At 69.4% G+C, this 24,618-nt stretch carries 23 protein-coding genes and 1 pseudogene; 19 read left to right on the top strand and 5 right to left on the bottom strand.

From position 1 onward, the window contains the following. The first annotated feature begins 171 nt into the window (after window positions 1-171). The 4 genes from ACGFR7_RS23560 to ACGFR7_RS23545 all read left to right on the top strand — a co-directional run bounded on the left by ACGFR7_RS23560 (window position 172) and on the right by ACGFR7_RS23545 (window position 4,485). Window positions 172-1,587 carry an amino acid permease gene (locus ACGFR7_RS23560; RefSeq protein WP_393322520.1) on the top strand — a complete coding sequence of 472 codons (1,416 nt, stop codon included), beginning with the start codon at window positions 172-174 and terminating at the stop codon, window positions 1,585-1,587. A gap of 365 nt (window positions 1,588-1,952) precedes the next feature. Continuing rightward, complete coding sequence (locus ACGFR7_RS23555; RefSeq protein ID WP_393322517.1) at window positions 1,953-2,402, top strand: ribonuclease domain-containing protein; 450 nt, start codon at window positions 1,953-1,955, stop codon at window positions 2,400-2,402. A 402-nt stretch (window positions 2,403-2,804) separates the two neighbouring features. Next, window positions 2,805-3,473, top strand: coding sequence for a bifunctional 4-hydroxy-2-oxoglutarate aldolase/2-dehydro-3-deoxy-phosphogluconate aldolase (locus ACGFR7_RS23550; RefSeq protein WP_393322514.1), 669 nt, complete (start codon window positions 2,805-2,807; stop codon window positions 3,471-3,473). Window positions 3,474-3,657: 184 nt separating this feature from the next. After that, a complete protein-coding gene (locus ACGFR7_RS23545) occupies window positions 3,658-4,485 on the top strand; it encodes a transporter substrate-binding domain-containing protein (protein WP_393322511.1) in 828 nt (275 codons plus the stop codon). Window positions 4,486-4,871: 386 nt separating this feature from the next. Here the strand turns inward: ACGFR7_RS23545 and ACGFR7_RS23540 are convergent, their stop codons facing one another. Continuing rightward, window positions 4,872-5,216, bottom strand: a complete 345-nt coding sequence (locus ACGFR7_RS23540) for an ArsR/SmtB family transcription factor (RefSeq protein WP_393322508.1) — start codon at window positions 5,214-5,216, stop codon at window positions 4,872-4,874. A gap of 200 nt (window positions 5,217-5,416) precedes the next feature. On the opposite strand from ACGFR7_RS23540, the gene ACGFR7_RS23535 reads away from it, so the two are divergent. The 3 genes from ACGFR7_RS23535 to ACGFR7_RS23525 all read left to right on the top strand — a co-directional run bounded on the left by ACGFR7_RS23535 (window position 5,417) and on the right by ACGFR7_RS23525 (window position 7,545). Then, complete coding sequence (locus ACGFR7_RS23535) at window positions 5,417-5,590, top strand: hypothetical protein (protein ID WP_393322505.1); 174 nt, start codon at window positions 5,417-5,419, stop codon at window positions 5,588-5,590. A gap of 117 nt (window positions 5,591-5,707) precedes the next feature. Continuing rightward, entirely contained in the window at window positions 5,708-6,676 is a 969-nt protein-coding gene (locus ACGFR7_RS23530) for a DMT family transporter (RefSeq protein WP_393322503.1), read from the top strand. A gap of 329 nt (window positions 6,677-7,005) precedes the next feature. Beyond that, window positions 7,006-7,545, top strand: coding sequence for a GNAT family N-acetyltransferase (locus tag ACGFR7_RS23525; protein WP_393322500.1), 540 nt, complete (start codon window positions 7,006-7,008; stop codon window positions 7,543-7,545). Between the two features lie 144 nt (window positions 7,546-7,689). Here the strand turns inward: ACGFR7_RS23525 and ACGFR7_RS23520 are convergent, their stop codons facing one another. Both ACGFR7_RS23520 and ACGFR7_RS23515 read right to left on the bottom strand, forming a co-directional pair. Next, complete coding sequence (locus ACGFR7_RS23520) at window positions 7,690-7,917, bottom strand: ATP-binding protein (protein WP_393322497.1); 228 nt, start codon at window positions 7,915-7,917, stop codon at window positions 7,690-7,692. Window positions 7,918-8,136: 219 nt separating this feature from the next. Then, entirely contained in the window at window positions 8,137-8,385 is a 249-nt protein-coding gene (locus tag ACGFR7_RS23515; RefSeq protein ID WP_393322494.1) for a hypothetical protein, read from the bottom strand. An 831-nt stretch (window positions 8,386-9,216) separates the two neighbouring features. Here ACGFR7_RS23515 and ACGFR7_RS23510 point away from each other — a divergent pair. Then, window positions 9,217-10,068: a putative RNA methyltransferase gene (locus tag ACGFR7_RS23510; RefSeq protein ID WP_393322492.1), complete on the top strand. Its 852-nt coding sequence runs from the start codon at window positions 9,217-9,219 to the stop codon at window positions 10,066-10,068. Window positions 10,069-10,081: 13 nt separating this feature from the next. Beyond that, window positions 10,082-10,592, top strand: a pseudogene (locus tag ACGFR7_RS23505) (IS5 family transposase); the annotation flags it as partial. Between the two features lie 13 nt (window positions 10,593-10,605). Here ACGFR7_RS23505 and ACGFR7_RS23500 read toward each other — a convergent pair. After that, window positions 10,606-10,992, bottom strand: coding sequence for a VOC family protein (locus tag ACGFR7_RS23500; RefSeq protein WP_393322489.1), 387 nt, complete (start codon window positions 10,990-10,992; stop codon window positions 10,606-10,608). Between the two features lie 174 nt (window positions 10,993-11,166). Here ACGFR7_RS23500 and ACGFR7_RS23495 point away from each other — a divergent pair, with 174 nt between their 5' ends. From ACGFR7_RS23495 to argS, 8 genes are all read left to right on the top strand, one after another. Beyond that, window positions 11,167-11,940 (top strand): GntR family transcriptional regulator, encoded by a 774-nt coding sequence (locus tag ACGFR7_RS23495; protein ID WP_393322488.1) that lies wholly within the window; start codon window positions 11,167-11,169, stop codon window positions 11,938-11,940. Between the two features lie 339 nt (window positions 11,941-12,279). Then, window positions 12,280-13,299: a sugar ABC transporter substrate-binding protein gene (locus ACGFR7_RS23490; protein WP_393322485.1), complete on the top strand. Its 1,020-nt coding sequence runs from the start codon at window positions 12,280-12,282 to the stop codon at window positions 13,297-13,299. 251 nt (window positions 13,300-13,550) lie between these two features. Next, window positions 13,551-14,525: a sugar ABC transporter substrate-binding protein gene (locus ACGFR7_RS23485; protein WP_393322985.1), complete on the top strand. Its 975-nt coding sequence runs from the start codon at window positions 13,551-13,553 to the stop codon at window positions 14,523-14,525. Next, window positions 14,522-15,595, top strand: coding sequence for an ABC transporter permease (locus tag ACGFR7_RS23480; protein WP_393322483.1), 1,074 nt, complete (start codon window positions 14,522-14,524; stop codon window positions 15,593-15,595). The genes ACGFR7_RS23485 and ACGFR7_RS23480 overlap by 4 nt, the downstream gene beginning before the upstream one ends. Further along, the gene (locus ACGFR7_RS23475) at window positions 15,592-16,401 is read left to right on the top strand and encodes an ATP-binding cassette domain-containing protein (RefSeq protein WP_393322480.1); all 810 of its coding nucleotides are present in this window, start codon (window positions 15,592-15,594) and stop codon (window positions 16,399-16,401) included. The genes ACGFR7_RS23480 and ACGFR7_RS23475 overlap by 4 nt, the downstream gene beginning before the upstream one ends. Before the next feature lie 228 nt (window positions 16,402-16,629). Then, window positions 16,630-17,751 carry an ROK family glucokinase gene (locus ACGFR7_RS23470; protein ID WP_393322477.1) on the top strand — a complete coding sequence of 374 codons (1,122 nt, stop codon included), beginning with the start codon at window positions 16,630-16,632 and terminating at the stop codon, window positions 17,749-17,751. Continuing rightward, window positions 17,748-18,320 carry a hypothetical protein gene (locus ACGFR7_RS23465; protein ID WP_393322474.1) on the top strand — a complete coding sequence of 191 codons (573 nt, stop codon included), beginning with the start codon at window positions 17,748-17,750 and terminating at the stop codon, window positions 18,318-18,320. Before ACGFR7_RS23470 ends, ACGFR7_RS23465 begins: the two co-directional genes overlap by 4 nt. Window positions 18,321-18,498: 178 nt before the next feature. Continuing rightward, complete coding sequence (gene argS, locus ACGFR7_RS23460; protein WP_393322471.1) at window positions 18,499-20,160, top strand: arginine--tRNA ligase; 1,662 nt, start codon at window positions 18,499-18,501, stop codon at window positions 20,158-20,160. Between the two features lie 432 nt (window positions 20,161-20,592). Here argS and ACGFR7_RS23455 read toward each other — a convergent pair whose 3' ends face one another. After that, window positions 20,593-21,495, bottom strand: coding sequence for a GNAT family N-acetyltransferase (locus ACGFR7_RS23455; protein WP_393322468.1), 903 nt, complete (start codon window positions 21,493-21,495; stop codon window positions 20,593-20,595). 457 nt (window positions 21,496-21,952) lie between these two features. Between ACGFR7_RS23455 and ACGFR7_RS23450 the strand changes: the two genes are divergently transcribed. Continuing rightward, window positions 21,953-22,897, top strand: a complete 945-nt coding sequence (locus ACGFR7_RS23450) for a D-alanyl-D-alanine carboxypeptidase family protein (protein WP_393322465.1) — start codon at window positions 21,953-21,955, stop codon at window positions 22,895-22,897. 428 nt (window positions 22,898-23,325) lie between these two features. Then, a complete protein-coding gene (locus ACGFR7_RS23445; protein ID WP_393322983.1) occupies window positions 23,326-24,570 on the top strand; it encodes a pyridoxal phosphate-dependent aminotransferase in 1,245 nt (414 codons plus the stop codon). Window positions 24,571-24,618 lie beyond the last annotated feature (48 nt).

Here is a 24,618-nt window from a genome sequence, read left to right as displayed (position 1 = left end):
CCTGCGTCCCCAGGCCGGAATCACGGCCACCGGACAGCTGTCATTGCGTGATGACGCCTTCACCACAGGTGAAGGAACGGTCCGAATAGCGGGCGTTCACCTCATACGTGCACGCGCGTCTTCACACTCGTCTGGCTCACCGCACGTCTCAACCAATGAACAGGCACGACCATGAGCCGGACCATCACCCCGTCGCCCCAGGGCTCCCCGCAGGCTGTGCAGAACGGCGAAGCCGTACTGTCGCACGGCCTCAAGCAGCGCCATCTCTCGATGATCGCGCTCGGCGGGGTTATCGGCGCGGGGCTCTTCGTCGGCTCCGGGGTCGGCATCGCCGCGGCCGGGCCGGCCATCGTCCTCCTCTTCGCGGGGACCGGCGCGCTGGTCATGCTGATCATGCGGATGCTCGGCGAGATGTCCGCGGCCCGGCCCTCCACCGGCTCGTTCTCGGTGCATGCCGAGGAGGAACTCGGCTCCTGGGCCGGGGCCACCTCGGGCTGGATGTACTGGCTGATGCTCTGTGCCGGCGTGGCCGCCGAGGCCACCGCGGCGGGCACGATCATGCACACCTGGGTGTCGTTCCTCCCCGCCTACGGCTGGGTGGCGATCTTCATGGTGTTCTTCTGCGCCAGTAACCTCACCGCGGTCAAGAACTTCGGCGAGTTCGAGTTCTGGTTCTCCGCGGTCAAGGTCGCCGCGATCGTCGCCTTCCTGGTCCTGGGCGTGCTCGGCATTCTCGGGGTGTTCGGCAGCGCGCCCGGCACCAGCCATCTCACCGGCCACGGCGGCTTCTTCCCGACCGGCGCGGCCGGGCTCGCCGCCGGGCTGCTGACCACCATCTCCGGATTCGCCGGTCTGGAGACCGTCACCATCGCGGCGGCGGAGTCCGACGACCCGAGCCGGAACGTGGCCCGTGCCGTCCGCACCGCCGTCTGGCGTATCGCCGTGTTCTACATCGGCTCGATGGCCGTGGTGGTCACCCTGGTGCCGTGGAACAACCCGAAGGTCGCCACCGACGGCCCGTACGTCACCGTGCTCGACCGGCTCGGCATCCCGGCAGCCGGCACGATCATGCAGATCGTGGTGCTGGTGGCGCTGCTCTCCGCGATGAACGCCAACATCTACGGCTCGTCGCGCATGGCGTACTCCCTCGTCCACCGGGGCCAGGGGCCGCGCTTCCTGGCCAAGGTCACCAGGGGTGTGCCGGCCGCGGCGGTGCTGGCGTCCTGTGTGTTCGGCTTCGTGGCCGTGATCGCCGGGATCGTCTGGCCGACCACGGTGTTCGCCTGGCTGCTGAATATCGCCGGCTGCTCGGTGCTGGTCGTCTGGTCCATCGTCGGTCTCACCCAGCTGAAGATGCGCCGCCGCCTGGAGCTTGAGGCGCCCGAACTGCTCTCGGTGCGGATGTGGGCCTTCCCCTACCTGACCTGGCTGGCGTTGGCCGCCATCCTGGGTGTCTTCGCCGTCATGGCCGCCAGTGCGGACGGCCGGCAGCAGCTCGCCGGCACGGCCGTCGTGGCCGCCGCGCTGGCAGGTGCGGGCCACCTCAAGCAGCGCCGCGACGACCGGCAGGCCGCCCTCGGCGCCTGAAGTCTGGCGGAGCCGGCCGGGGGTGGAGGGCCCCCGATGGGGCACCTTGGGTCCCGATGGGGCACTTTGGGGCCCCGATGGGGCACCTCGGGGTCCTGATAGAGCACCTCGGGGGCTCTTGGGCGGGGCGCTTCGCGAGCCCCGTGGGGCGCTTCGCGAGTCCAGGGTGGGGCGCCTCGGGGTGGTCCCGGATGACGTGTCGTCGAGTCCACCGCACGGCGAAGGTGCCCTCATGCCAGAGGTGGGACGGGGGCACAGTATGGGGAGAATTGGGGCAGTTGGTGGGCGTGATGTTGTGAACTCCCGGAAAGCTTCCGCCCGTTGGGATTGACAGGATCATGTCTACGCGCGTCATTCTGGATGGCATGAGAATCCCCCCACGGATCACCAAGTTCGGCGCCGCCGGCGCCCTCGCTTCGGCCCTTCTCATCGGCGGGACCGCGGTCGCCGCCACACCTGCCGTCGCCACGACCCACCCGGCCACCTCGTACGCCGCCCCGGCGCATGTCACGTCCGTGCACGTCAAGGACGTCGGCAAGACCTGCTACTCGAAGCTGCCCTCGCAGGCCCACGACACCCTCGATCTGATCGCCAAGGGTGGGCCCTACCCGTATCCCAAGGACGGGACGGTCTTCGACAACCGGGAGGGCATCCTGCCGTCCCAGAGCTCGGACTACTACCACGAGTTCACCGTCGTCACTCCCGGCTCGCCCGACCGCGGTGCGCGACGCATCGTGACCGGCGAGAAGAAGAACGAGGACTACTACACCGCCGACCACTACAAGACGTTCGACCTCGTCGATCGCGGCTGCTGACGGCCTGGAGAGCGAACAGCGGGGCGGCGGGCCCGGTCAGGGGCCGCCGCCTCCGACACGACGGCGGCCGGGGTGTGTATGCACCCCGGCCGCCGTCGTGCTGTCCGCCGGTGCCGCGCGTCCATTCCGTGCGCCCCACGCCCTGCGCCCACGTCGTGCGCCCCCTCCTACCTCCCTCTTCTTCCCATTCTTGGCAGAAGGGGCGCACGGGGCGCACCCCCGAGGGAGGATTGTCAGTGGTTCCCGGTAGCGTTTCGGCAGAAACGAGGAGCGGGCGGGCATCAGCGGAAAAAGACCATGTGGGGTCGGCTGCTGGGGCGCGCCCCGGAAAGTGCCGTATCCACCGTGGGGCACGGTGAACCGGTACAAGGCGTTGGAGACAAGGAAGGACGGCGAACTGCCGTGTATCGCTGGGAGATCACCCGGGCCGCGCTGGCGCAGCGGGTTTTCGCCATCGTCCGGAGCAGAACGTACGACGAGGCGAGCGCCACGGCCGACACCCTGCTGTCGGCGGGCATCACCAGCCTGGAGATATCCCTCACCACCCCCTTCGCCCTGGAGGCGGTCACGACGCTCACCCGCGAGCTGGGCGACGACGCCATCATCGGCGCGGGCACGGTCCTTGACGCGGTATCGGCCCGGATGGCGGTCGACGCGGGCGCCCGCTATCTCGTCTCGCCGAGCCTCGACGCCGAGGTCATCCGTACCGGCCACCGCTACGGCATCCCGGTCTTCCCCGGAGTCTCGACGCCGACCGAGATGGTCCGCGCGCTCGAACTCGGCGCGGACGCCCTCAAGCTGTTCCCCGCCTCGGGGCACGACCCGGCCTGGCTGGCGGAGGTCCGCGCCTCACTGCCGCAGGCGCCGCTGCTGCCGACGGGCGGGGTGACGGTCGAGAGCGCGCCGGAGTGGATCGCGGCGGGCGCGGTCGCCGTCGGCATGGGAACGGCGCTCTCCGAGGGCGACCGTGAGACCGTCGCCAAGCGCGCCGCCGACCTCCTCAACCGCCTGGACGAAGCCGCCCCCGACCGCCCGACGGCCAGGGGCGCGGCCCACCTCTACGAGGACTGACGGGCCTTCGGCTCGCCGGCGCACCGGCCTCTCCGGTCACCGCACCGGCCCGTCCGGTCACCTCACCGGCCGCCCGGCCATCCCACCGGCCGGTCAAGGGGTTCACCTGCACCACGGGCTCTGCCACCCTGAGCGCTTCGATCACGCGATCACGCCGCCGCGTCCAGGAGTCACAGGAGCCCTTATGAAGCGCGCCGCCACCCTCTCCGCCCTGGCTTGTCTGCTCGCCGTCACCGCCGCCGCGCCGGCGGTCCCGGACGCCCCGGCCGGAGGAGGGGGTGCCCCACCCGCCTCCGGCGCGAAGGCCTCGGTCCTCGACGCCGTCCCCCGCCGCGGTGTGCTGCGGGTCTGCACCACCGGCGACTACCGCCCCTTCAGCTACCGCGACCCCAAGACCGGCAGCTACGGCGGCGTGGACATCACAATGGCCGGGGACCTCGCCAAGAGCCTTGACGCGAAACCTCGTTACGTGGCCACGACCTGGGCCAAGCTCGTCGGCGACCTGTCGGCCGGCCGCTGTGACATCGTCATGGGGGGCGTCTCGGTCACCCTCCCGCGCGCTCGCTCCGTCTACTTCAGCGAGCCCACCCGCACCGACGGCAAGACGCCCCTCGTGCGCTGTGCGGACAAGGACAAGTACCAGACCCTGCAACAGATCGACCGGCCCGGAACCAAAGTCATCGTCAACCCCGGTGGCACCAACGAGGAATTCGCGCGCGCCCATCTCCGGCGGGCCACCCTCACGGTCCACCCGGACAACACCACGATCTTCGACGAGATCATCGCGGGGCGCGCGGACGTGATGATGACCGACGCGAGTGAGACCCGCTACCAAGCCAAGATCCACCCCGAACTCTGCTCGCTCCACCCGGACAAGCCCTTTTCCTTCTCCGAAAAGGCCTACGCCCTGCCCCGCGGCGACAACGAGTTCAAGGCGTACGTGGACCAGTGGGTACACCTGGCCACCCATGACGGGACCTACCGCAAGTACGAGGATGCCTGGATGAAGTGAGGGAGTGATGAACAGCTTGCGGGCGGGGGCTTCCACTTCGGGCAGCGCTCCTGGGTAGGCCCCTGCCCGCACCTGGCCTGCGGCAGCTTTGGCCTCCGTCAGGCCAAGGCCGAGTTCAGCGCGCAGCACCCTCATGACGGTGACGCGCTCTCCGACGGATTCGGCGGGTGCAACGTGGCCGGGCCCGTTGTCGGCGAGTAGCCGGTCCCGCAGCCGGGCGGGGAGGTCCTGGCCGCATTCGGCCGTTATCTGCCCGCAGGCCGAACACACGGACTCAACGTCCCACGCAGCGAGCCTGGCGGTGGGGCCGAGGACGGCGTAGCCGGGAGCCTCGGCGCTGGAGAACACTCACCGTGCTGGCTTGGAGCGGGCGGGCGGCTTGCCCTTCAGACGGTGTCATCGGGTCTGAGAATCAGGTCGAGGAGTCCGGGAAAGCGGGCGTCAAACTCGGCGCGGCGCAGTCGGTTGAGCCGCTTCGGGCCCTGGTCACGTTGTTCAACAAGGCCGGCCTCGCGCAGGACGGAGAAGTGGTGGCTCTTGGCGGCCCTGCCGACCGGCACGTCGAAGTTGCTGCAGCTGAGCGTCCAGTCACGGTGGTTTGCCAGGTCACGGATCAACTGAATGCGCACAGGGTCCGCGAGCGCGGACAGTGCAGTCAAAAGGGGGACGTCATCCGGATGTGTGTGCACAGGTGCCGGACGGTAGCTTCTGCCTCCAGCCCGGTCTGACATCCCGTTCCTCCTCCGGAGCAGACACACTCACTTGCTGAGTGTTCGATGCCCACCTTACAGTGCTAGTGTTCGCTTTCCATTGAACACTCATGGAGGGGTAGGTTGCGTATGCGGGCGATCGAGTTACCGGGGCACGACCTCGAGGTACTGAAGTCTGCAGGCGCATACGCACGGTCGGGGAAGGCGTCGAGGGGCTGCGGGTGGGTCAGACGGTAGCCGCTCTCGTCGGCAGTGGCGGATACGCCGAGGTGGTGCTCACCGATGCCGCGGCCGCTTCTCCTCTGTCCGACAAGCTGGACCTACGGACCGCTGCGACGCTGCCGGCAGTGCACGCCCAGATCCACGAGGTGGGGCGCCTGCGCGTCGGCGAATGACCACTGCCGATCACGCACGACGGGTCGACAGCACGGCCCATGCCGCCGGTCGCCCCGTATGCACCATCCGGCCCGGGTCACCTCCGCGTGCCTGGGACCAGAACCACGGAGAGTGGAATGCAGCAGAGCAGCACGGCCCAAGGCCTCTCCGCCCTCGCGGGCAACGTGCCCGCACCATGCCTTGTACTGGCCGGCGTGTGCGGAATCCAATTCGGTGCAGCGCTCGCCCCCAGCGCATATCCCCAGGCAGGCGCCGCCGGTGTGGTGTTTCTGAGGCTGCTGATCGCCGGCGTGGTCCTATGCCTGTTATGGCGCCCGCGGCGCCAAACCCTCAGCGAGGTGAAAGGGGCCTGGGGGACAGTCCTCGCCGCCGGGACCCTGCTCGCAGGGCACCACATCACGTTCTTTGAAGCCGTCAACCACGTCCCTCTCGGGATCGTCGCCACCATCGAGTTCCTCGGCCCGTTCACTATCGCCCTGGCCGGCTCCCGCCGCGCGATCGACCTGCTCCCTGCTTGTCTGGCGGCAGGCGGCGTGCTCCTGCTGAGCGACGGAGGCGGCGTATCCCTCTCCCCAGCCGGCCTCGTCCTAGCCGCCGCAGCAGCCAGCTGCTGGGCCGGATACATCCTCGTTTCCGCCCGCATGGCCACTCGCCTCAGCGGCGGCCAGGGACTGGCCCTGGCCATCACCTGGGCGGCGCTGCTCAGTGCCCCCTATGGGATCGCACATGCCGGAAGCGCCCTGCTAGATGCACACGTCCTCTGCGTGGCGGCAATCGTGGCGATTGCCTCCAGCGTGCTGCCGTACTCGCTCAACCTCGAAGCGCTACGCCGGATTCCGCCCCGCGTCTTTGGCGTACTGACGAGCCTGGAACCGGCCGCGGGCGCCGTGTTCGGCCTGGCCATCCTCGGCCAGCACCTCAACTGGCCTCAATGGCTCGGCATCACCGCAGTCGCCTGCGCCTCGATCGCCGCAACATATCTGGGCTCCAGAAGGCGTAGGGCCTCACGCACCCGTGCAACGAACGACGCTGCCCCCGAGGAGAGCGCCGATCGGAATACGCAGATTCCGCAGGCCACTCAGTAATCTTCGGCCTGTCCAGGCCATCACTGCACGGAGCTAGACATCCGGACCGGGGATGATCGCAGTATCAGCCTCCTCCTGAGGTACCTTGCCGTGGCCACGAGGTAAGGCAATGTGACGGCCCGCCAGAGGTGACCGTCCTGGCAGCGGCCATCAGCGAGTTTCACGTCGTGGTGTGCGATGTGGGCGGCACCGCTTCGACGCGCCCGGCGGCGTGACCACTGAGTATCCAGGCCTGCACGACGCCGTTGGTGAGTGTGGGGCCGGGCTGTTGGCTTGATCGGGGTCCGCGAGCCTTGATCGCTATCGAGCCTGCTGATTAGTTGGTCGGCATGACTGAACTCGGCCCCGTCGCCTGGCCGCCTGCCCCGATCAAGACCGAGCGGCTCGTACTCCGAGCGCCCGAGGCCCGGGACCGTGCGGCGTTCATCGAACTGCTGACGTCGCCAGAGGTGCACACCTACCTTGGTGGCCCCCGGTCGCGTGGCGAGCTTGAGCGCGAGATTCCCGGGGTCCCCGAGCGGTGGCCGGGGAGTTTCGTCGTTGATCTCGACGGGGCGATGATCGGCCAGATCCTGCTCAGGAGGGCAACGGAGCATCGTCGGCCGGTTGCTGCGGGGAAGGTCGATCTCGGCTACCTGTTCCTGTCGAGGGCGTGGGGATTCGGGTATGCCACCGAGGCGTGCGCGGCGGCACTCGACTGGTTCGACGGCGTCCTTCCCGGCGAGCCGGTCGTGCTCGCCACCCAGACCGCCAACGTTGGCTCGATGCGCCTCGCGGCAAAGCTGGGGTTCACCGAGGTGGAGCGGTTCCAGGCCTGGGACGCCGAGCAGTGGCTCGGCTTGCGGTCCGCGATCACGCCGTCCGCTTGAGTTCGTGCTCGATGGCGCGGAGACAACGCGACAAGCACTGCTAGGACGGAGCCCAGCGCGGTCGTACTCGTGGACGAAGCCGCGTTGTGGGCCCGCCGACCGTCAGGTCGGCGGGCCGGGTGATCGGCGATGTTCAGCCGAAGCTCACTGGAGGCGGCTGAGCGGGGCGATGTCGGTGACGCGGTTGGCGATGGTGGGCGGGCGGCTTCCTCTGCTGGACTTGAGATACCTCGCCTTGATCACCTGCAACAGGGCTGAGGCACCGTCCTCGGGCAGCGGAAGATGGCCGAGCTCATCGATGATCAAATGCTTCGGGCCCGCGAAGCAGCGCTTGCCGGTCTTCCAGCGCCTTCGAGCGCGGCCTTGTGGCACATGGCTGCGAGTTCGGCGGCGGTGGCGAAGTAGACGCGATGGCCGGCGTCGACGGCCGCTCGTCCAAGGACGACCGACAGCATGGTCTTGCCCCGTATCCCCGGCAAGCGAGCTTGATTGCAGACATGCACACCGGCCTGCCGCCCACTACTCCACCGGCCCCCCCGCGACGACGGTCCGCCCCTCTTACGGAGGGACGGACCGTTTGAAGTACCTGGATCAGCGGAGCAGCAGGTACAGATGGAACCTGCGGGTCGAGGTCCAGTCGCAGCGCCACCGAATGACGTTGGTGTGGTTGTCCTTCCACCACTGACCGCGCTGGTGGCACGCGTCCTTCTTGTTGAAGTCCTCGTGGGTGTCGTACCAGGACGAAGAGATCGCTGACGGGGCAGCAGTCGCCGTCGCCGGCACGGCGACAGCGGCGGTAGCGCCCAGAACAGCCGCCGCGACGGCTAAACGCATCCTCATAGGTGAACTCCACTTGGATTGAGGGATGTTGACGGATACCTGTGTTCGGGTTTCCCGTCGGGTCGGATGTTCCAAGCTTGTTCCTGGGATCTCGGGATGTCAGCACGCAACCTGTCCGGGACATGTCCGGGACGGTCCGGCACATGTCCGGCCTGGTCAGCCGGGCGGGCCCGGGCTGGTCAGGACGTTGTCCGGATCGCGTCCCGGACAGTGAGGCATGGCGGATTCCACCGTTGCCCCTATGACATGACCACACAGCAGCATGACGATCATGGGGAACCTGGGGTGAGGTGTCGCCGCACGCAGCCCAAGACGCTGCCGACCTTGTCGGGTCGACGCAGCAGTTCAAAGCGTTCGGGACTGACGTACCGCGAATTGGACGAGTGGGCTACCCGCAACGGTGACGTACTGGCGCGCAGCACACTGGCCGACGTCCTGTGATTGGACCGGATCGGTCGACGTCCTGTGCCGCGGACCGGATCGGCCGGCATCGCCGGTCGATCCGGTCCCACATGGCATCGCTGATCACTAATCGGACGGATACATCCGATCAACTGACCAGCCCATCAAAGAGCGCGGCCTAGGCAGTTTCGTTTGGATCGGGATTTCGTCGAGGCACGTAAACTCGTGGTGTGGCATTCATGAGCACCCCGCACTGCTGCTTCCTGTGATCGGAAGGCGTTGAGGGCGATGTCGGACGGCATCGCCCTCCTTGGTGTGCCTGCTGTGCGAACCACCTTCCTGGCACTGCCCGTTGCTTCCTGAGGCAGTGACCTTCCGTGTGCGCGTGCAGGCACGGTCTCTTCCCTTCGGTCTTGCCAGGAGTGCCTCGTGCCCGTGTTGCTTCCCCCTGCCCTCGAACTGTCCCTCGACGTGTTGCGCTGCCCGACGTGCCGCACGCGCGACCTGCACCCCGACCGCGGCTCACTGCGCTGTCCGGCGGGCCATACCTTCGACATCGCCCGCCATGGCTACGCCGGCCTCCTGACGGGCACCCGGGCCACCAGCGGCGACGATGCGGCCATGGTCCAGGCTCGGGACCGCTTCCTGGCCACCGGCAGGTACGCCCCCATCCGACAGGCCGCGGCCCACCTGGCGGCCGACTCAGCCCCTGAGCGGGGCACGGTCGTGGACGTCGGATGCGGCACGGGCTACTACCTGGCCGGCGTCCTCGACCAGCTGCCCGGCTCCCGAGGGGTCGGCCTGGATACGTCGGTGCGCGCGCTGCGCGTCGCAGCCCGATCCCATGAACGCGCCGCCGCGGCGACCTGGGATGTCTTCCGCCCCTTCCCGATGGCTGACGGGGTGGCTGACGTGGTGTTGGACGTGTTCGCGCCGCGCAACCCAGCCGAGTTCTGCCGAGTACTCCGCCCGGCCGGCCGGCTGATCGTGATCCGTCCGACTGGGCGGCACCTGGCTGAACTGCGCGGCCGGGTGCCTGCGATGGTCACCATCGACCCCACCAAGGAACAACGCCTGCACCGGGCACTGGACCCCCACTTCGAGGCCGTCGTTACCGAACGCGTGGAGTACTCGATAGCCCTGGTCGGGCCGGAGGCCCTGGACTTGGTCAGGATGACGCCGAGCGCACGTCACTTGAGCCGTACCGAGTTGCACGATGACGGCCTCCTCCCCGACCGGGTCACGGTCTCCGTACTGGCCACCGCCTACAAACCTCGGTGACCACGAGCGGCGCCTGCGCCTGCTGACCGACGAGCAGTGGGCACGCCTGGCGCCCTGTCTTCCTCGCAACGCCGGGAAGACAGGGCGCCCGTTTGCCGACCACCGTCGCATCATCGACGGGATCATCTACCGGTACCGCACCGGGATCCCGTGGAGAGAACTGCCCCGCGAGGCGTTCGGCCCCTGGCAGACGGTGTGGAAACGCCATCGCAGGTGGGCGGCCGACGGCACCCGGGACACGATTCTGGCGCGGCTGACGGCTCAGGCGGACTCGATCGGCGGGATCGACTGGACGGTCTCGGTCGACTCGACGATCAACCGGGCTCACCAGCGCACGCCGCGAACACGACTCGGCCGGACAAGGCCGGTCGGCGCTCCCACCTGCCGCAACGGGAGCGAACGTCGTGGAACGCTCCTTCAACCTGCTCAAGCAGTGGCGGGGCCTGGCAACCCGTTACGGCAAACTCGCGATCGTCTACCGCTCTGCAGCCGTGTTGGCAGCGGTAATCACCTGGTTACGAAGTGGAGGGACACAACCTAGGGCGCGCCGTCCTCGTTCTTGGCCTCGCGAGGCGACGCCTGGTGTGAAAGGACATTGACGACCCGGCCGTTCGGATCCTTGACGAAGAACCGGCGGACGCCCCACTCCTCGTCCCGGAGCGGCCGGACGATGTCGGCGCCCGCGGTCAGCAGGGCGGCGTGGACCGCATCCACGTCATCGACCTCGACGCTCATGTCGGGGGTGACCGGGGCGGTCTTGTCCTGGGTCATGAAGGTGAGCTGGGCGGTGGGGTTGGCGGGGGACGCCAGGGTCATGACCCAGCCCAGGTTCATGACCTCCTCGAACCCCAGCAGGCCGTAGAACGTGCGGCTCTCCTCCAGGGCGTCGGACTGGATGTCGGGGACGACGCGACGTACGGACATGGCCGGCGGACTCCTCGGGGAGGGGGCGGGCATCCAGTCTGCCCGGGCCGGCCCCCTCCCAAGCCTGCCCCGGCCCGTCCCGTCCCTCCCCCGGAAGGCAAGCCCTCCCCCCTTGTCCGGACAATGTGACCTCCGGACTTCCCGTCATCTGTCCGGACGGATACGCTCGCCAGCGTGGGGAAACGCGAAACAGAAGCCCAGGGCGCCGAGAGCCCCCTCCAGTTCAGCGTGGACCGGAGCAGCCCGGTCCCGTTGTATTTCCAGCTGTCCCAGCAGCTGGAGGCCGCGATCGAGCACGGCAAGCTGGCTCCCGGCAGCCTGCTCGGCAATGAGATCGAGCTGGCCGGCCGGCTCGGCCTGTCCCGGCCGACGGTGCGGCAGGCGATCCAGTCACTGGTCGACAAGGGGCTCCTGGTGCGCCGCAGGGGGATCGGCACCCAGGTCGTCCACAGCCAGGTCAAGCGCCCGCTGGAGCTGAGCAGCCTCTACGACGACCTGGAGGCCGCCGGACAGAAGCCCGCCACCCGGGTGCTGCTCAACACCACCACCGAGGCCGACGCCGAGGTCGCCGCCGCGCTGGGGATCGCAGAGGGGGCCGAGGTCGCGCTGGTCGAGCGGCTGCGGCTGACACACGGCGAGCCCGTCGCGCATCTGCGCAATCACCTTCCCGCGGGGCTGCTCAGGCTGGAGACGGCCGAGCTGGAGGAGACCGGTCTGTACCGCCTGATGCGGTCGGCCGGCATCACCCTGCACAGCGCCCGTCAGGCCGTGGGCGCGCGCGCCGCGACCGTCGAGGAGGGGGAACGGCTCGACGAACCCGAAGGCGCCCCGCTGCTCACGATGCAGCGCACCACGTTCGACGACACCGGGCGCGCGGTCGAATTCGGCTCGCATGTCTACCGAGCCTCCCGGTACGCCTTCGAGTTCCAGTTGCTCGTGCGGCCCTGAGGGCAGCCCTGGGAGCGCCCTGAGCGCGCCCCCTGAGAGCGGCGCCGACCGCCCCTGGGGGCGGCGGCCGAGCGCGCCCCTGAGCGGCTCCGCCCCTGAGTGGTCCTGAGCGACCCGGAGCCGGCCCGGCAGGGCCGGCCGAGAGGGCCGGTCTGCCGGCTCCGCCCCCCGAGATCAATCCGGCGGGCGAGGCGGTTTCGGTGGAAATGCCCCCTCTGGGATACCTCTGGGGAGCCTCTTCGTCAGAATGTTCTGACAAACCATTGACGTGGCTCTACGCGCGCCGTTACAAACTCCTCCAGCCGCAGTCCGGCGGCCGGGAGAAAAGGCGGTCCCACGATGATGGGCGTGCGTACGGCTGGTCCCCTCACTGTCCGCGGCGTCGCGGTGCGCAGCGCCGCCTTACTGACGACCCTCGCGCTGGCCACCGGGTGCAGCGCCTCCGGCGGGCAGGGCGCCGAGGGGGCGGCGTCCGGGTCCGGCAAGGGCGCCGCCACCCCGCGCATGACGATCGGGATGGTCAGCCACTCCGGCGACGGTGACACCTTCTGGGACATCGTGCAGAACGGTGCCGAGCAGGCCGCCGCCAAGGACAACGTGAAGTTCCTGTATGCCCATGACAAGGAGGGCGCCCAGCAGGCCGCGCTGATCCAGTCGTACATCGATCAGAAGGTCGACGGGCTGATCGTCACCCTCGCCAAGCCGCAGGCCGTCAAGGCGGCCGTCCGCAAGGCCGAGGCGCAGGGCATACCCGTCATCACCATCAACTCCGGCGGCGAGCTCTCCCGGGCGTACGGGGCGCTGACGCACATCGGGCAGGACGAGTCGGTGGCGGGGCGCGCGGTCGGCGAGGAGCTGAACCGCCGGCACCGGAGGAAGGCCCTCTGCGTCGTCCACGAGCAGGGCAACGTGTCGCTGGAGGACCGCTGTGCCGGGGTCCGCAAGGCCTTCCGAGGGACGGTCGAGAACCTGGATGTCGACGGCACCAACGCGCCCGCTTCACAGTCCTCCGTCGAGGCCAAGCTCCAGTCGGACAAGGACATCGACGCGATCGTCACGCTCGGTGCGCCGATGGCGGCGATCTCCGTCAAGGCCAAGGAGGAGGCGGGCAGCTCCGCGCAGCTGGCGACCTTCGACCTGAACTCCGCCGTCGTCAAGCTGCTCAAGGCCAAGGACGTCACCTTCGCCGTCGACCAGCAGCCCTACCTCCAGGGTTACGAGGCGGTGGATCTGCTCTGGCTCCACAAGGCCAATGCCGATGTGCTCGGCGGCGGCAGGCCGGTGCTCACCGGGCCGGCCCTGGTCACCGAGAAGGACGTACCGAAGCTGACCGCATACACCGGGCGAGGCACCCGGTGAAGCCCCAGGGAAGACGGGACCCGATGAACCGGGACAGATCACCGGTAACGGATACTTGGCCGGCCGGTCCCGGCCGACCGGTGCCGGGCGGGGCGGTGCGCGACACCGCACACGCCCCCACCGGCCGGTCCGGGCAGCGCAGTCAACCAACGCAGTCGAGCAGTCAACCAACGCAGCCGATACGGCAGCATCAGCGGGAAGGGCGAGTCCTCGTGGCACGGGTTCGAAGAAGGGGACGCATCGTCGGCGCCGTGCTGGCGGCGGTGCTCGGCGTGGCTCTGGCGGGGTGCAGCAGCACCGGAGGCCTGCGCGCCGAACAGGAACGCGCCGCCAAGTCCGCGGGCGGCAAGGCCGCGGTGAACACCCCCAGGTGGACGTTCGCGATGGTCACCCACTCGGGAGACGGCGACACCTTCTGGGACATCGTCCAGAACGGCGCCCAGCAGGCCGCCGTCAAGGACAACATCAAGTTCGTCTACGGGCACGACAAGGAGGCCCAGCGGCAGAGCCAGCTGGTGCAGTCCTACATCGACCAGAAGGTCGACGGGCTGATCGTCTCGCTCGCCAAGCCCAACGCCATGAAGGACGTGATCGCCAAGGCCGAGAAGGCCGGCATCCCGGTGATCACGGTGAACTCCGGCGCCGAGGCGTCGAAGGCCTTCGGTGCGCTCAGTCACATCGGGCAGGACGAGACGGTGGCCGGTGAGGCGGTCGGCGAGGAGCTGAACAAGCGCGGCCGGAAGAAGGCCCTGTGCGTCCTGCACGAACAGGGCAACGTCGGCCACGAGCAGCGCTGCGACGGCGCCGAGAAGACCTTCAAGGGCGATCTGCAGAAGCTGTACGTCGAGGGCACCAACATGCCCGATGTGCAGTCCTCCATCGAGTCCAAGCTCCAGGCGGACAGCTCCATCGACGCCGTCGTCACACTCGGCGCCCCGTTCGCCCCCACCGCCGTCAAGGCCAAGGAGCAGGCAGGCAGCAAGGCCGAGATCGACACCTTCGACCTCAACGCCCAGGTCGCGACCGGCCTCAAGGACGGCTCCCTCGGCTTCGCCGTCGACCAGCAGCCCTACCTCCAGGGCTACGAGGCCGTCGACCTGCTGTGGCTCTACAAGTACAACTCCGACGTCCTCGGCGGCGGCAAGCCGGTGCTCACCGGACCTCAGGTGATCACCAAGAAGGACGCCGCCGCGCTGCAGGACTACACGAAGCGGGGGACGCGATGAGCCACACCGACGCACCGCCGCTGCAGCCCGCGGGGCCGCCCGCCAAGAGCGGTGGCGACGAACGGCTGCTGCACCGCTCCCTGGCACGCCGGCTGATGGGCCGCCCCGAACTGGGCTCGGTCGTCGGCGCCGCCGCGGTCTTCGTGTTCTTCTCGATCGTCGCCGAACCGTTCCTGCGGGCCTCCAGCCTCTCCACGGTGCTCTATGCGTCCTCGACGATCGGCATCATGGCCGTGCCGGTGGCGCTGCTGATGATCGGCGGGGAATTCGATCTCTCGGCCGGCGTCATGGTCGTCAGCTCGGCACTGATCTCCTCGATGTTCAGCTACCAGATGACGGCCGACACGTGGGTGGGCGTCGGGGTATCGCTGCTGGTCACCCTGGCCATCGGGGCCTTCAACGGCCTGCTGCTGACCCGCACGAAACTGCCCAGCTTCATCATCACGCTGGGCACCTTCTTCATGCTGACCGGCCTCAACCTCGGCTTCACCAAGCTGATCGACGGCACGGTCTCGACGAAGTCCATCGCCGACATGGAGGGCTTCGAGTCGGCCCGCAAGGTCTTCGCCTCGCATCTGTCCCTCGGCGATGTCGACATCCAGATCACCATCCTGTGGTGGATCGTGCTGGTCGCCCTCGCCACCTGGATCCTGCTGCGCACCCGCGTCGGCAACTGGATCTTCGCGGTCGGCGGCAACGCCGACGCCGCACGGGCGGTGGGTGTCCCGGTCACCAAGACCAAGATCGGCCTTTACATGGGCGTCGCGTTCGCCGCCTGGGTCTCCGGCCAGCACCTGCTGTTCTCGTACGACGCCATCCAGTCCGGTGACGGGGTGGGCAATGAATTCCTCTACATCATCGCCGCGGCGGTCGGCGGCTGTCTGATGACCGGCGGCTTCGGCTCGGCGATCGGCGCGGCCGTCGGCGCCTTCATCTTCGGCATGGCCAGCAAGGGCATCGTCTACGCGCAGTGGAATCCGGACTGGTACAAGTTCTTCCTCGGCGCGATGCTGCTGCTCGCCACACTCCTGAACGCATGGGTCCGCAAGCGGGCGGAGGAAAAGGCATGACCGCGCTGGTCGAGCTGAGTGACGTCAGCAAGTTCTACGGCAATGTCCGGGCGCTGGAAGGCGTGTCCCTGGAGGTCCACGCGGGCGAGATCTCCTGTGTGCTCGGGGACAACGGCGCCGGCAAATCCACCCTCATCAAGATCATCGCGGGGCTGCACCGGCACGACGCAGGATCCTTCACCATCGACGGCGAGGAGACCGGCCTCTCCTCCCCGCGCGAGGCCCTGGACCGCGGGATCGCCACCGTCTACCAGGATCTGGCCGTCGTTCCCCTCATGCCGGTGTGGCGGAATTTCTTCCTCGGCTCCGAGCCCACCACCGGCGTGGGCCCCTTCAAGCGGCTCGACGTCAAGACGATGCGCAAGACCACCCGCAGCGAGCTGCTGCGGATGGGCATCGACCTGCGCGATGTCGACCAGCCCATCGGCACCCTCTCGGGCGGCGAACGCCAGTGCGTGGCCATCGCCCGCGCCGTCTACTTCGGCGCCAAGGTCCTGGTCCTGGACGAGCCGACGGCGGCCCTCGGCGTCAAGCAGTCCGGCGTCGTCCTCAAGTACGTCGCGGCCGCGCGGGACGCCGGGCTCGGCGTGGTGTTGATCACCCACAATCCGCACCATGCGTATCTCGTCGGTGACCGCTTCGTCCTGCTCAAACGCGGCGCCATGGCCGGCAGCCACGCCAAATCGGAGATCACCCTGGAAGAGCTGACCCGCCAAATGGCGGGCGGCAGCGAACTGGAACAGCTCAGTCATGAGCTGGCCCGGACCGCGACCCCGGAATTCCCCGGCGGCCATCGCCCCGAGTGATCACCACCACGCCCCGCACGGCCGCAGAGCTGTGCGGGGCGCGTTACTCCCCGTCGCGGTGCGCCGGACGCCGCCGGTGATGCACAATCGCACCGAACCCGCACATCGAGGCCCCGGCCTCCCGACACCCGCAGGGACGAGACGACTCTTGCGTGCACACAGCCGCCGCATGGGGGTACCACCCACGCCCATGAGGCAGTGGGGGAGATACGGCGAAGAGGTGGGTCGATGAGCATGTACCGGGACCGGGTGCACCGAGGATCGGCCAGTGCCACCGTGCTGCGCACGGTCGGTGCCCGCGAGCGACGCTCGCATCTGACCGCCCCCCGGGTGCCCACCGTCGGCATCGACATCGGCGGCACCAAGGTCATGGCGGGCGTCGTCGACGCCGACGGCACCATCCTGGAGAAGGTCCGCACCGAGACGCCGGACAAGTCCAAGAGCCCCCGGGTCGTCGAGGACACCATCACCGAGCTGGTGCTCGACCTCTCCGACCGCCACGACGTCCACGCGGTCGGCATCGGCGCGGCCGGCTGGGTCGACGCGGACCGCAGCAAGGTGCTGTTCGCGCCCCATCTGAACTGGCGGAACGAACCGCTGCGTGACCGCCTCGCCGGCCGCCTCGCGGTCCCCGTCATGGTCGACAACGACGCCAACACCGCCGCCTGGGCGGAGTGGCGCTTCGGCGCCGGCCGCGGCGAGGACCACCTCGTCATGATCACGCTCGGTACCGGCATCGGCGGCGCGATCCTGGAGGACGGCGCCGTCAAGCGCGGCAAGTACGGCGTGGCCGGCGAATTCGGCCATATGCAGGTCGTCCCGGGCGGCCACCGCTGCCCGTGCGGCAACCGCGGCTGCTGGGAGCAGTACAGCTCCGGCAACGCCCTGGTGCGCGAGGCCCGGGAGCTGGCCGCCGCCGACTCCCCGGTGGCGTACAACATCATCGAGCGGGTCGGCGGCCGCATCGGCGACATCACCGGACCGCTGATCACCGAGCTGGCCAGGGAGGGCGACGCGATGTGCGTCGAACTCCTCCAGGAGATCGGCCAGTGGCTGGGCGTCGGCATCGCCAACCTCGCCGCCGCCCTCGACCCGTCGTGCTTCGTCATCGGCGGCGGCGTCAGCGCCGCCGACGACCTGCTGATCGGCCCGGCCAGGGAGGCCTTCCGGCGGCATCTCACCGGGCGTGGCTACCGTCCCGAAGCCACCCTCGCCAAGGCCCAGTTGGGTCCCGAGGCCGGTATGGTCGGCGCCGCCGACCTGGCCCGCCTGGTGGCCCGCCGCTTCCGGCGCGCCAACCGGCGCCGCGTCGAGCGCTACGAACGATACGAACGGGCGGGCCGCCGATGACCGACACCGACCTGCACACCGTGCACGACGAACCGCACCCCGCACCGCCGCCCCGCGTCAAGCGCCGGCGCCCGGTGCTGATGGCGCTGATCGTCTTCCTGCTGATCGCCATCCCGGCCGGCTATATCGTCATCTCCGCCGAGCAGAGCCGGGACAGCGGCGAGGGCAAGGAGGCCGAGGCCGCCGCCACCGGCCTGACCAACGCCTTCCCCTCCAAGGTCCAGCAGCGGATCTACAACGTCCCGGTGCCGATCGGCTCCACCCCGGTCTACTACTACGAGACCAACTCCTGGCAGACCAGTTCGCTGTTCGTGCAGTTCAGAACCAACAAATGGGGACTTGAGCACTACCTCAACGCCGTCGGCACCAGCACCGCCGCCCTGAAGAAGGACCACCGGACCATCCCGCCCGAGCAGGCATCGAAGGTCGGCTGGGACTTCAGCATCGACGTGCCCTGGGCCGGTACCAGCACCACGGGCCGGTCACCGCACCCGTACCAGCGGATCATGGTCAACTACGACGAGCCGGGCCACCCGGTCGTCCACACGGTCTCGACGGTGAGGTTCTGACGGCGAGGCCGGGACGGTGAAGCCGCGGCGCTGAGGTCCTGAGGGTGAAGGTCTGGCTGTGAAGTAGTGGCCGTGAGGACCTGGCCGTGACGTTCGTTGCCGGCGGGCAGCCGTGGGGCTGTGAGCCCCCCGAATAATCGGTGTGTACGGCGGCGTCGGCCCCGGTAGCGTCGCCGCCGTGACTCCAGAAGATCTTGCGGTCGTCATCTCCGACGGCGTACACACGGCCATCCGGTCCGGACGCATCTCAGCAGAGGTGCCCAAGGAGATCCGTGTGGAGCGCCCCCGGCACCGCAGCCATGGCGACTACTCGACCAACGTCGCCCTGCAGCTCGCCAAGTCCGCCGGGCTGCCTGCCCGCACCGTCGCCGAGGTGTTGGCGCCGCTGGTGGGCGCGGCCGCCGCCGTCGCGAAGGCCGAGGTGGCGGGCCCCGGTTTCCTGAACATCACCCTGGAGAGCGCGGCGATCGGTGCCTTGGCGCGGGACATCGTCCTGGCCGGTGACGCCTATGGCCGTTCGGACCGGCTCGGCGGCCTTCGGCTCAATCTGGAGTTCGTCTCCGCGAACCCCACCGGACCGGTGCACATCGGCGGGGCCCGGTGGGCGGTCGTGGGTGATGTGCTCGCCCGGCTGCTCGAGGCAGCGGGCGCAGACGTGTCGCGGGAGTACTACTTCAACGACGCCGGCGGCCAGATCGACCGCTTCGCCCGCTCCCTGCTCGCCGCGGCGCAGGGCTCACCGGTACCCGAAGACGGCTACAGCGGCGCGTACATCGAGGACATCGCCGCCACGGTGCTGCGCCGGCGGCCCGGGGCCCTGGAACTGGCGCAGACCGAGGCCGTCGCCGCCTTCCGGACGGAGGGGACGGCGCTGATGTTCGACGAGATCAAGACGTCGCTCGCCGGGTTCGGTACCCGCTTCGACGTCTACTTCAACGAGAAGGACCTGCACGACAGGGGCGACCTGGACGTCGCCGTCACGCGCCTGCGGGAGGGCGGTCACGTCTTCGAGGAAGAGGGCGCGGTCTGGCTGCGCACCACGGACTTCGGTGACGACAAGGACCGGGTCCTGGTGAAGAGCGACGGTTCCTGGACGTACTTCACCGCGGATTGCGCGTACTACCTCAACAAGCGGTCCCGGGGATTCGAGCGGGTCGTCATCATGCTCGGCGCCGACCATGCGGGCTATGTGGGCCGGATGCGGGCCATGGCGGCCTGCTTCGGTGACGACCCGGACACGCATCTGGAGATCCTGATCGGTCAACTGGTCAACCTGGTCAAGGACGGTGTGCCGGTCCGGATGAGCAAGCGGGCGGGCACGGTCGTCACCCTGGACGATCTCGTCGAGGCGGTGGGCGTGGACGCCGCGCGGTACGCGCTGGCGCGGGTCGGCGTGGACACGATGATCGATCTCGACATCGACCTGCTCACCCGGCAGTCGAACGACAACCCCGTCTACTACGTCCAGTACGCGCACACCCGGCCGTGCGCCGTACAGCGCAGGGCGGAGGAAGCCGTGATCGGGAAGGGCACGCCGGAGGACTTCGACCCCTCTTTGCTCACCCACGAGCGGGAGGCCGACCTGCTGGGCATGCTGGCCGAGTTCCCGCAGGTCGTGGCGACCGCCGCCACGCTGCGCGAGCCACACCGGGTCGCGCACTACCTGGAGCAGCTGGCCGGCACGTACCACCGCTTCTACGACGCGTGCCGGGTCCTGCCGCGGGCCGGCGAGGACCCGGACGACCGCACCCGGGCCAGGTTGTGGCTCACGGAGGCCGCCAGGCTGGTGCTGCGCAACGGGCTGCAGCTGCTCGGGGTCTCGGCACCGGAACGGATGTGAGCGTGACCGTCGAACTCCACAATCGCCGTCCGGCATCGGGGTGATCGGCACCGTCGCCGCAAGGAGTGGGCGGCGCTCGCCCGCGTGGTCCGACTGCTGCCCGCACAGCCTCAACCGCCCGGTCCTCACGTGCGGTCGAACGGTTGTGAGGTGGATGCTGGTTGGTCTCAGTGCTGGATCAGGCCACCCACCGGGACGGGATCGACATGGCCTGTCGCCGGAACGGTCTGGGGCAACGGTCTGGGGCAGGGGGCCTGTCCCGAACCTCCAGCCGGGCCCTGTCCCGAACCCGAACGCGGCGCTCTGTCTTCCGGCGTCATCACCGGTCAACACACTTCCCCTGCCGGGAAAAAGGCGGGCCGGGCGCACCGAGCCGCGGACCGGTCGGGCAGCAGGCGTCAGACCGTCACCGTCACCATGGCACGACTCCGGTCAGACGAAGTCGATGCGCTCCTCGCTGACCGGATATCCCGCCGTCGCGAAGTGTGCGGCCATCGGGAAGTTCCCCTGGTCGGTCGCGGCCACGATGCGCGTCGCGCCTCGCGCCACCAGGTCTTGGGTGCACTCGACCAGCAGGTCGTAGGCGTAGCCGTGCCCGCGCTGCTCGGGGAGGACGCCGATGAAGCCGATGCAGGAGCCTGCTGCGTTGCGGGCGGGGACGTGGAAGCCTGCCACCTCGCCGGCGGGGTTGCAGGCCACCCGCCACCAGTCCCGTGGGGAAGTCGTACAGGTGAGGAGGCCGAGGAGCTCTTCGACGGCGCCGTCCCTGCCGTACTGCGCGATGTCGTGCAGGTCATGGGCGTCCAGGGAGCCTTCCTGGATACGCCGCACCACGTCCCGGATGACGCTGTCGTCCGGCTCCGGCCGGTACTCCAGGCGCCCGGTGCGGGCCGGAAGCGGGCAGTCGGAGGTCCAGGTGTAGCGGTAGCGTTCGACCAGCTTCCGGAGGCCGGCCGCCTCGGCTGCGGCCATCCGGGCGTCGGCTGCGGCCCGCACGTCCGGCTCGTCGCGCCAACCGGGTGGCAGCAGCAGGCTGTACTCGGCGTGGAAGGGGGCGGCGCGCAGCAGTTGGACAGCGGCCTCGCCGTCGGTGAAGTCGAACCAGTCGAGGGCGGCGGGCTGGTCGTCCCCGGGCCTGGCCCACCAGGCCGCGCGGGCGACGATGATTCCCTCGCGCAGGGCGACCCAGGTCCAGTCGGGCCGGTACCGGCCGCCGTCGGCAATCATGCCGTAGGCATCGCCGAGCACGGCGCGGCCGACGACGCCCGGGTCGGGCAGGGAGGCGAAGAGGGGGGTCTCGCCCGCGGTGAGCGGACGGATGACCAGTTCAGTCATGGGAAGCGATCCTTCGGGAGAGTGACGCGCTCCCGGATCAGACCTGAGACGCCCGGTGGACAGGGCGGGAGCGCAAAGCTGTCGTGGTGGGCATCGCTCTCGCCTCCTTATCTGTGATCACGGGCGTGCGCTTACGCTAGCGCGGTCGCCCGCAGAGGTCCAGGCATTATCCGCATCCCCGTAGGACTCTCGGAGCCGGGCGAAGGCCGGCCCGCCGGAATGGACGCGGACCGGCAGCGAACCAGGTACCCAGGGGAGACGGCCGGTCGAACGGGCGCTGCACGCGAGCGGCCCACCCACGGGAACCGCCAGTCACCCGCGCAACACACCAAGAGGTGAAGCCCGTTCCATGGCTATGACATAGCCGACTTGAGCCACTGTCACCACACAAGTAGGTTCACTGTGAATCGAGTTCGACTACATACCGGCGTCCCTTCGCCGGAAGGATGGACGCCCCATGGGTTCCCATGCCCGCCCCAATCGCATACACCGCACCGGAGTCCGGATCGCGATGGTCGCACTTGTCGGTGCCGCCCTGCCGATCACCGCCGGCGGCCTCGCCCAGGCGGCCACCCCGGGCGCCGCGCACTCCGCAGACGAGAACGACCAGGACGCCCCCCGGATCAGCGCCGACCACGCCTTCCTGCTGGACGCTCGCGACGGCAGCCAGGAGCGGGAGCTGTGGGGCGGGGCCAAGGCCGACGAGAGCGTGTCGATGGCCAGCACCACCAAGATCATGACTGCTCTCGTGGTGCTCAAGCACCCGGAGTGGCTGAACCGGCAGATCACGGTGAAGCAGGAGTACCGGGACTACGTCCAGAAGGTCGGCGGCAGCACCGCCGACCTCCAGACCGGCGACACGCTGACCGTCGAGCAACTGCTGCACGCCATGCTGATCCCGTCCGGCGACGACGCCGCGATGGCCCTGGCCGACAACTTCGGCTTCGGGGCCACCCAGGACGCGCGGACCGCAGACTTCGTGAACCAGATGAACGCCGAGGCGCAGCAACTGGGCCTGACCGGAACGCACTTCGACAGCTTCGACGGCATCTCGCACGGCAACAACCACAGCACCGCCCGCGACCTGGCCAAGCTCGGCCAGCGCGCCATGCTGCAGCCGGTGTTCGCCGACATCGTGAAGATCAAGCAGTTCAAGGCCGAGGCCCCGGCCGCCAACGGCCACACCCGGTACTACACCTGGGACAACACCAACAAGCTGCTGAGCAGCTACGACGGTGTCCTGGGCATCAAGACGGGCAGCGGCCCGGAGGCCGGCTACGCCCTCGTCTTCGCCGCCGAGCGGGACAACCGCACCCTGGTCGGTGCGATCCTCAAGGACGGCAACGACAAGAGCCGCTTCGACGACGCCACCAAGATGCTCGACTGGGGCTTCGCCCACTGATCAACTCACATCTCCCACGGCACCGGTAACCGCGCAGGTCCCGCTGCCGGGGGGAGTGGGGCGTCATAGGGGCGACCGTGAGGAAGCGAACCCCCGCCGGCTTGTTCCGGCGGGGGTTTGTGTATCGCGCGTCATGACGGCGTGCGGCGTCCGGCGTGGGCGCCGCTGCACTCCGGCCGGCCGGGGACTTTGCCCGGACCGAGCGGTACGGCGGCGAATCGAAGCGGAGGGGGAGGCACCCGCGCCACGCCCGCGGGCCGACTCCCCGGCCACCCGACCGCCGGGCCTCCCGGCCACCCGACCGCCCGACCGCGGATCCACGGGACACTCATTCGGTTGAATGCAAATGAATTTTCATCTAGCCTGACGAGTGCAGGAGTCATTGCTTGGCTCTGCTGCTACGCGTGAGGAGTGTGGGCGACGTGACGATGCATTCGGCGACCTTGGCCATCAACGAGACCCTGGAGGCCCGTCGGGCCGCAGGTCAGAAGGTGCTGCATCTGGGGTTCGGCGAGGCGGGTCTGCCGGTGCCGGATTCGGTGGCCGCGGTGCTGGCCGGGGCGGCCGGACGCAACAGTTACGGCCCGGTGGTGGGATCGCCGGCGGCGCGGGAGGCCGCGGCCGGCTGGTTCTCCCGCCGCGGGGCGAAGACCGGGCCGGAGCAGGTGCTGTTCGCCCCCGGAAGCAAGCCGCTGCTGTTCGCGCTCCTGCTGGCGCTGCCCGGGGACGTCGTCCTGCCCTGTCCGTCCTGGGTGAGCTACGCGGCCCAGGCGTCGCTGGCGGCGAAGCGGACCATCGACGTCCCCATACCGGCCGAGTCCGGCGGTGTACCCGACCCGCGGTTGCTCGAACAGGCCCTGGGTGACGCACAGGCCACCGGCGCCCGCCCGGGGATCCTCGTGCTGACCGTGCCGGACAACCCGACCGGCACGGTGGCCCGGGTGGAGCACGTACGGGAGGTCTGCGCGATCGCCGAGAAGTGGGGGCTGGTGGTGATCGCCGACGAGATCTACGCCGATCTCGTCCATGACGGGCGGGCGCCCCGCGCCACGGACTTCCTGCCGGAGCGCACGGTGGTGACCACCGGTCTGAGCAAGTCGATGGCCCTGGGCGGCTGGCGGATCGGGATGGCCCGGGTACCGCACGGCGCCTGGGGTCGGAGCCTGCTGAACGACCTGGTCGGGGTGGCCAGTGAGATCTGGTCGAGCCTGGCCGCGCCCATGCAGGCGGTGGCCTGCCATGTGCTGCAGGACCCGCCGGAGCTGATGCGCCATGTGGACCGGTCGCGGCGGCTGCACGCCGCGGTGGCGCAGGCGGCGCACGCCGAGTTCGTCGCCGCCGGCGCCGTGTGCCGCCGGCCGGAGGCGGGCTTCTACCTGTACCCGGACTTCGCACCACTGCGGCCCGTCCTCGCCGGTCAGGGCATCGACGGCGGGGCGGCACTGGCCGAGGCGCTGTTGGAGCGCCATGGCGTGGGCGTGCTGGCCGGGGAGGCGTTCGGCGACGCGGAGGACGGACTGCGCATGCGGGTGGCGACCAGCCTGCTGTACGGCGAGACCGCCGCCGAGCGCCGGCAGGCGCTGGAGTGCGACGATCCGGTGTCGCTGCCGTGGGTGGCGTCGTCGCTGGAGCGTCTGCGCGGTGCGCTGCACGGTCTGGCCAGGCAGGGCTGAACACCGGCACCGCGGGCGGCGGAAGGGGGGCGGCATGCTGTCCCCCTT

It is taken from the genome of Streptomyces sp. NPDC048516, from assembly GCF_043199875.1.
Lineage (GTDB): Bacteria > Actinomycetota > Actinomycetes > Streptomycetales > Streptomycetaceae > Streptomyces.
This window is presented reverse-complemented; position numbering and strand designations above follow the sequence as displayed.

What these genes read in the sequence shown, in the direction of transcription:
- ACGFR7_RS23560 (WP_393322520.1), top strand. Translation starts at nt 172, where the DNA reads ATGAGCCGGACCATCACCCCGTCGCCCCAGGGCTCCCCGCAGGCTGTG.
- ACGFR7_RS23555 (WP_393322517.1), top strand. Translation starts at nt 1,953, where the DNA reads ATGAGAATCCCCCCACGGATCACCAAGTTCGGCGCCGCCGGCGCCCTC.
- ACGFR7_RS23545 (WP_393322511.1), top strand. Translation starts at nt 3,658, where the DNA reads ATGAAGCGCGCCGCCACCCTCTCCGCCCTGGCTTGTCTGCTCGCCGTC.
- ACGFR7_RS23540 (WP_393322508.1), bottom strand. Translation starts at nt 5,216, where the DNA reads ATGTCAGACCGGGCTGGAGGCAGAAGCTACCGTCCGGCACCTGTGCAC.
- ACGFR7_RS23530 (WP_393322503.1), top strand. Translation starts at nt 5,708, where the DNA reads ATGCAGCAGAGCAGCACGGCCCAAGGCCTCTCCGCCCTCGCGGGCAAC.
- ACGFR7_RS23525 (WP_393322500.1), top strand. Translation starts at nt 7,006, where the DNA reads ATGACTGAACTCGGCCCCGTCGCCTGGCCGCCTGCCCCGATCAAGACC.
- ACGFR7_RS23515 (WP_393322494.1), bottom strand. Translation starts at nt 8,385, where the DNA reads ATGAGGATGCGTTTAGCCGTCGCGGCGGCTGTTCTGGGCGCTACCGCC.
- ACGFR7_RS23500 (WP_393322489.1), bottom strand. Translation starts at nt 10,992, where the DNA reads ATGTCCGTACGTCGCGTCGTCCCCGACATCCAGTCCGACGCCCTGGAG.
- ACGFR7_RS23490 (WP_393322485.1), top strand. Translation starts at nt 12,280, where the DNA reads ATGATGGGCGTGCGTACGGCTGGTCCCCTCACTGTCCGCGGCGTCGCG.
- ACGFR7_RS23480 (WP_393322483.1), top strand. Translation starts at nt 14,522, where the DNA reads ATGAGCCACACCGACGCACCGCCGCTGCAGCCCGCGGGGCCGCCCGCC.
- ACGFR7_RS23475 (WP_393322480.1), top strand. Translation starts at nt 15,592, where the DNA reads ATGACCGCGCTGGTCGAGCTGAGTGACGTCAGCAAGTTCTACGGCAAT.
- ACGFR7_RS23470 (WP_393322477.1), top strand. Translation starts at nt 16,630, where the DNA reads ATGAGCATGTACCGGGACCGGGTGCACCGAGGATCGGCCAGTGCCACC.
- ACGFR7_RS23465 (WP_393322474.1), top strand. Translation starts at nt 17,748, where the DNA reads ATGACCGACACCGACCTGCACACCGTGCACGACGAACCGCACCCCGCA.
- ACGFR7_RS23455 (WP_393322468.1), bottom strand. Translation starts at nt 21,495, where the DNA reads ATGACTGAACTGGTCATCCGTCCGCTCACCGCGGGCGAGACCCCCCTC.
- ACGFR7_RS23450 (WP_393322465.1), top strand. Translation starts at nt 21,953, where the DNA reads ATGGGTTCCCATGCCCGCCCCAATCGCATACACCGCACCGGAGTCCGG.
- ACGFR7_RS23445 (WP_393322983.1), top strand. Translation starts at nt 23,326, where the DNA reads ATGCATTCGGCGACCTTGGCCATCAACGAGACCCTGGAGGCCCGTCGG.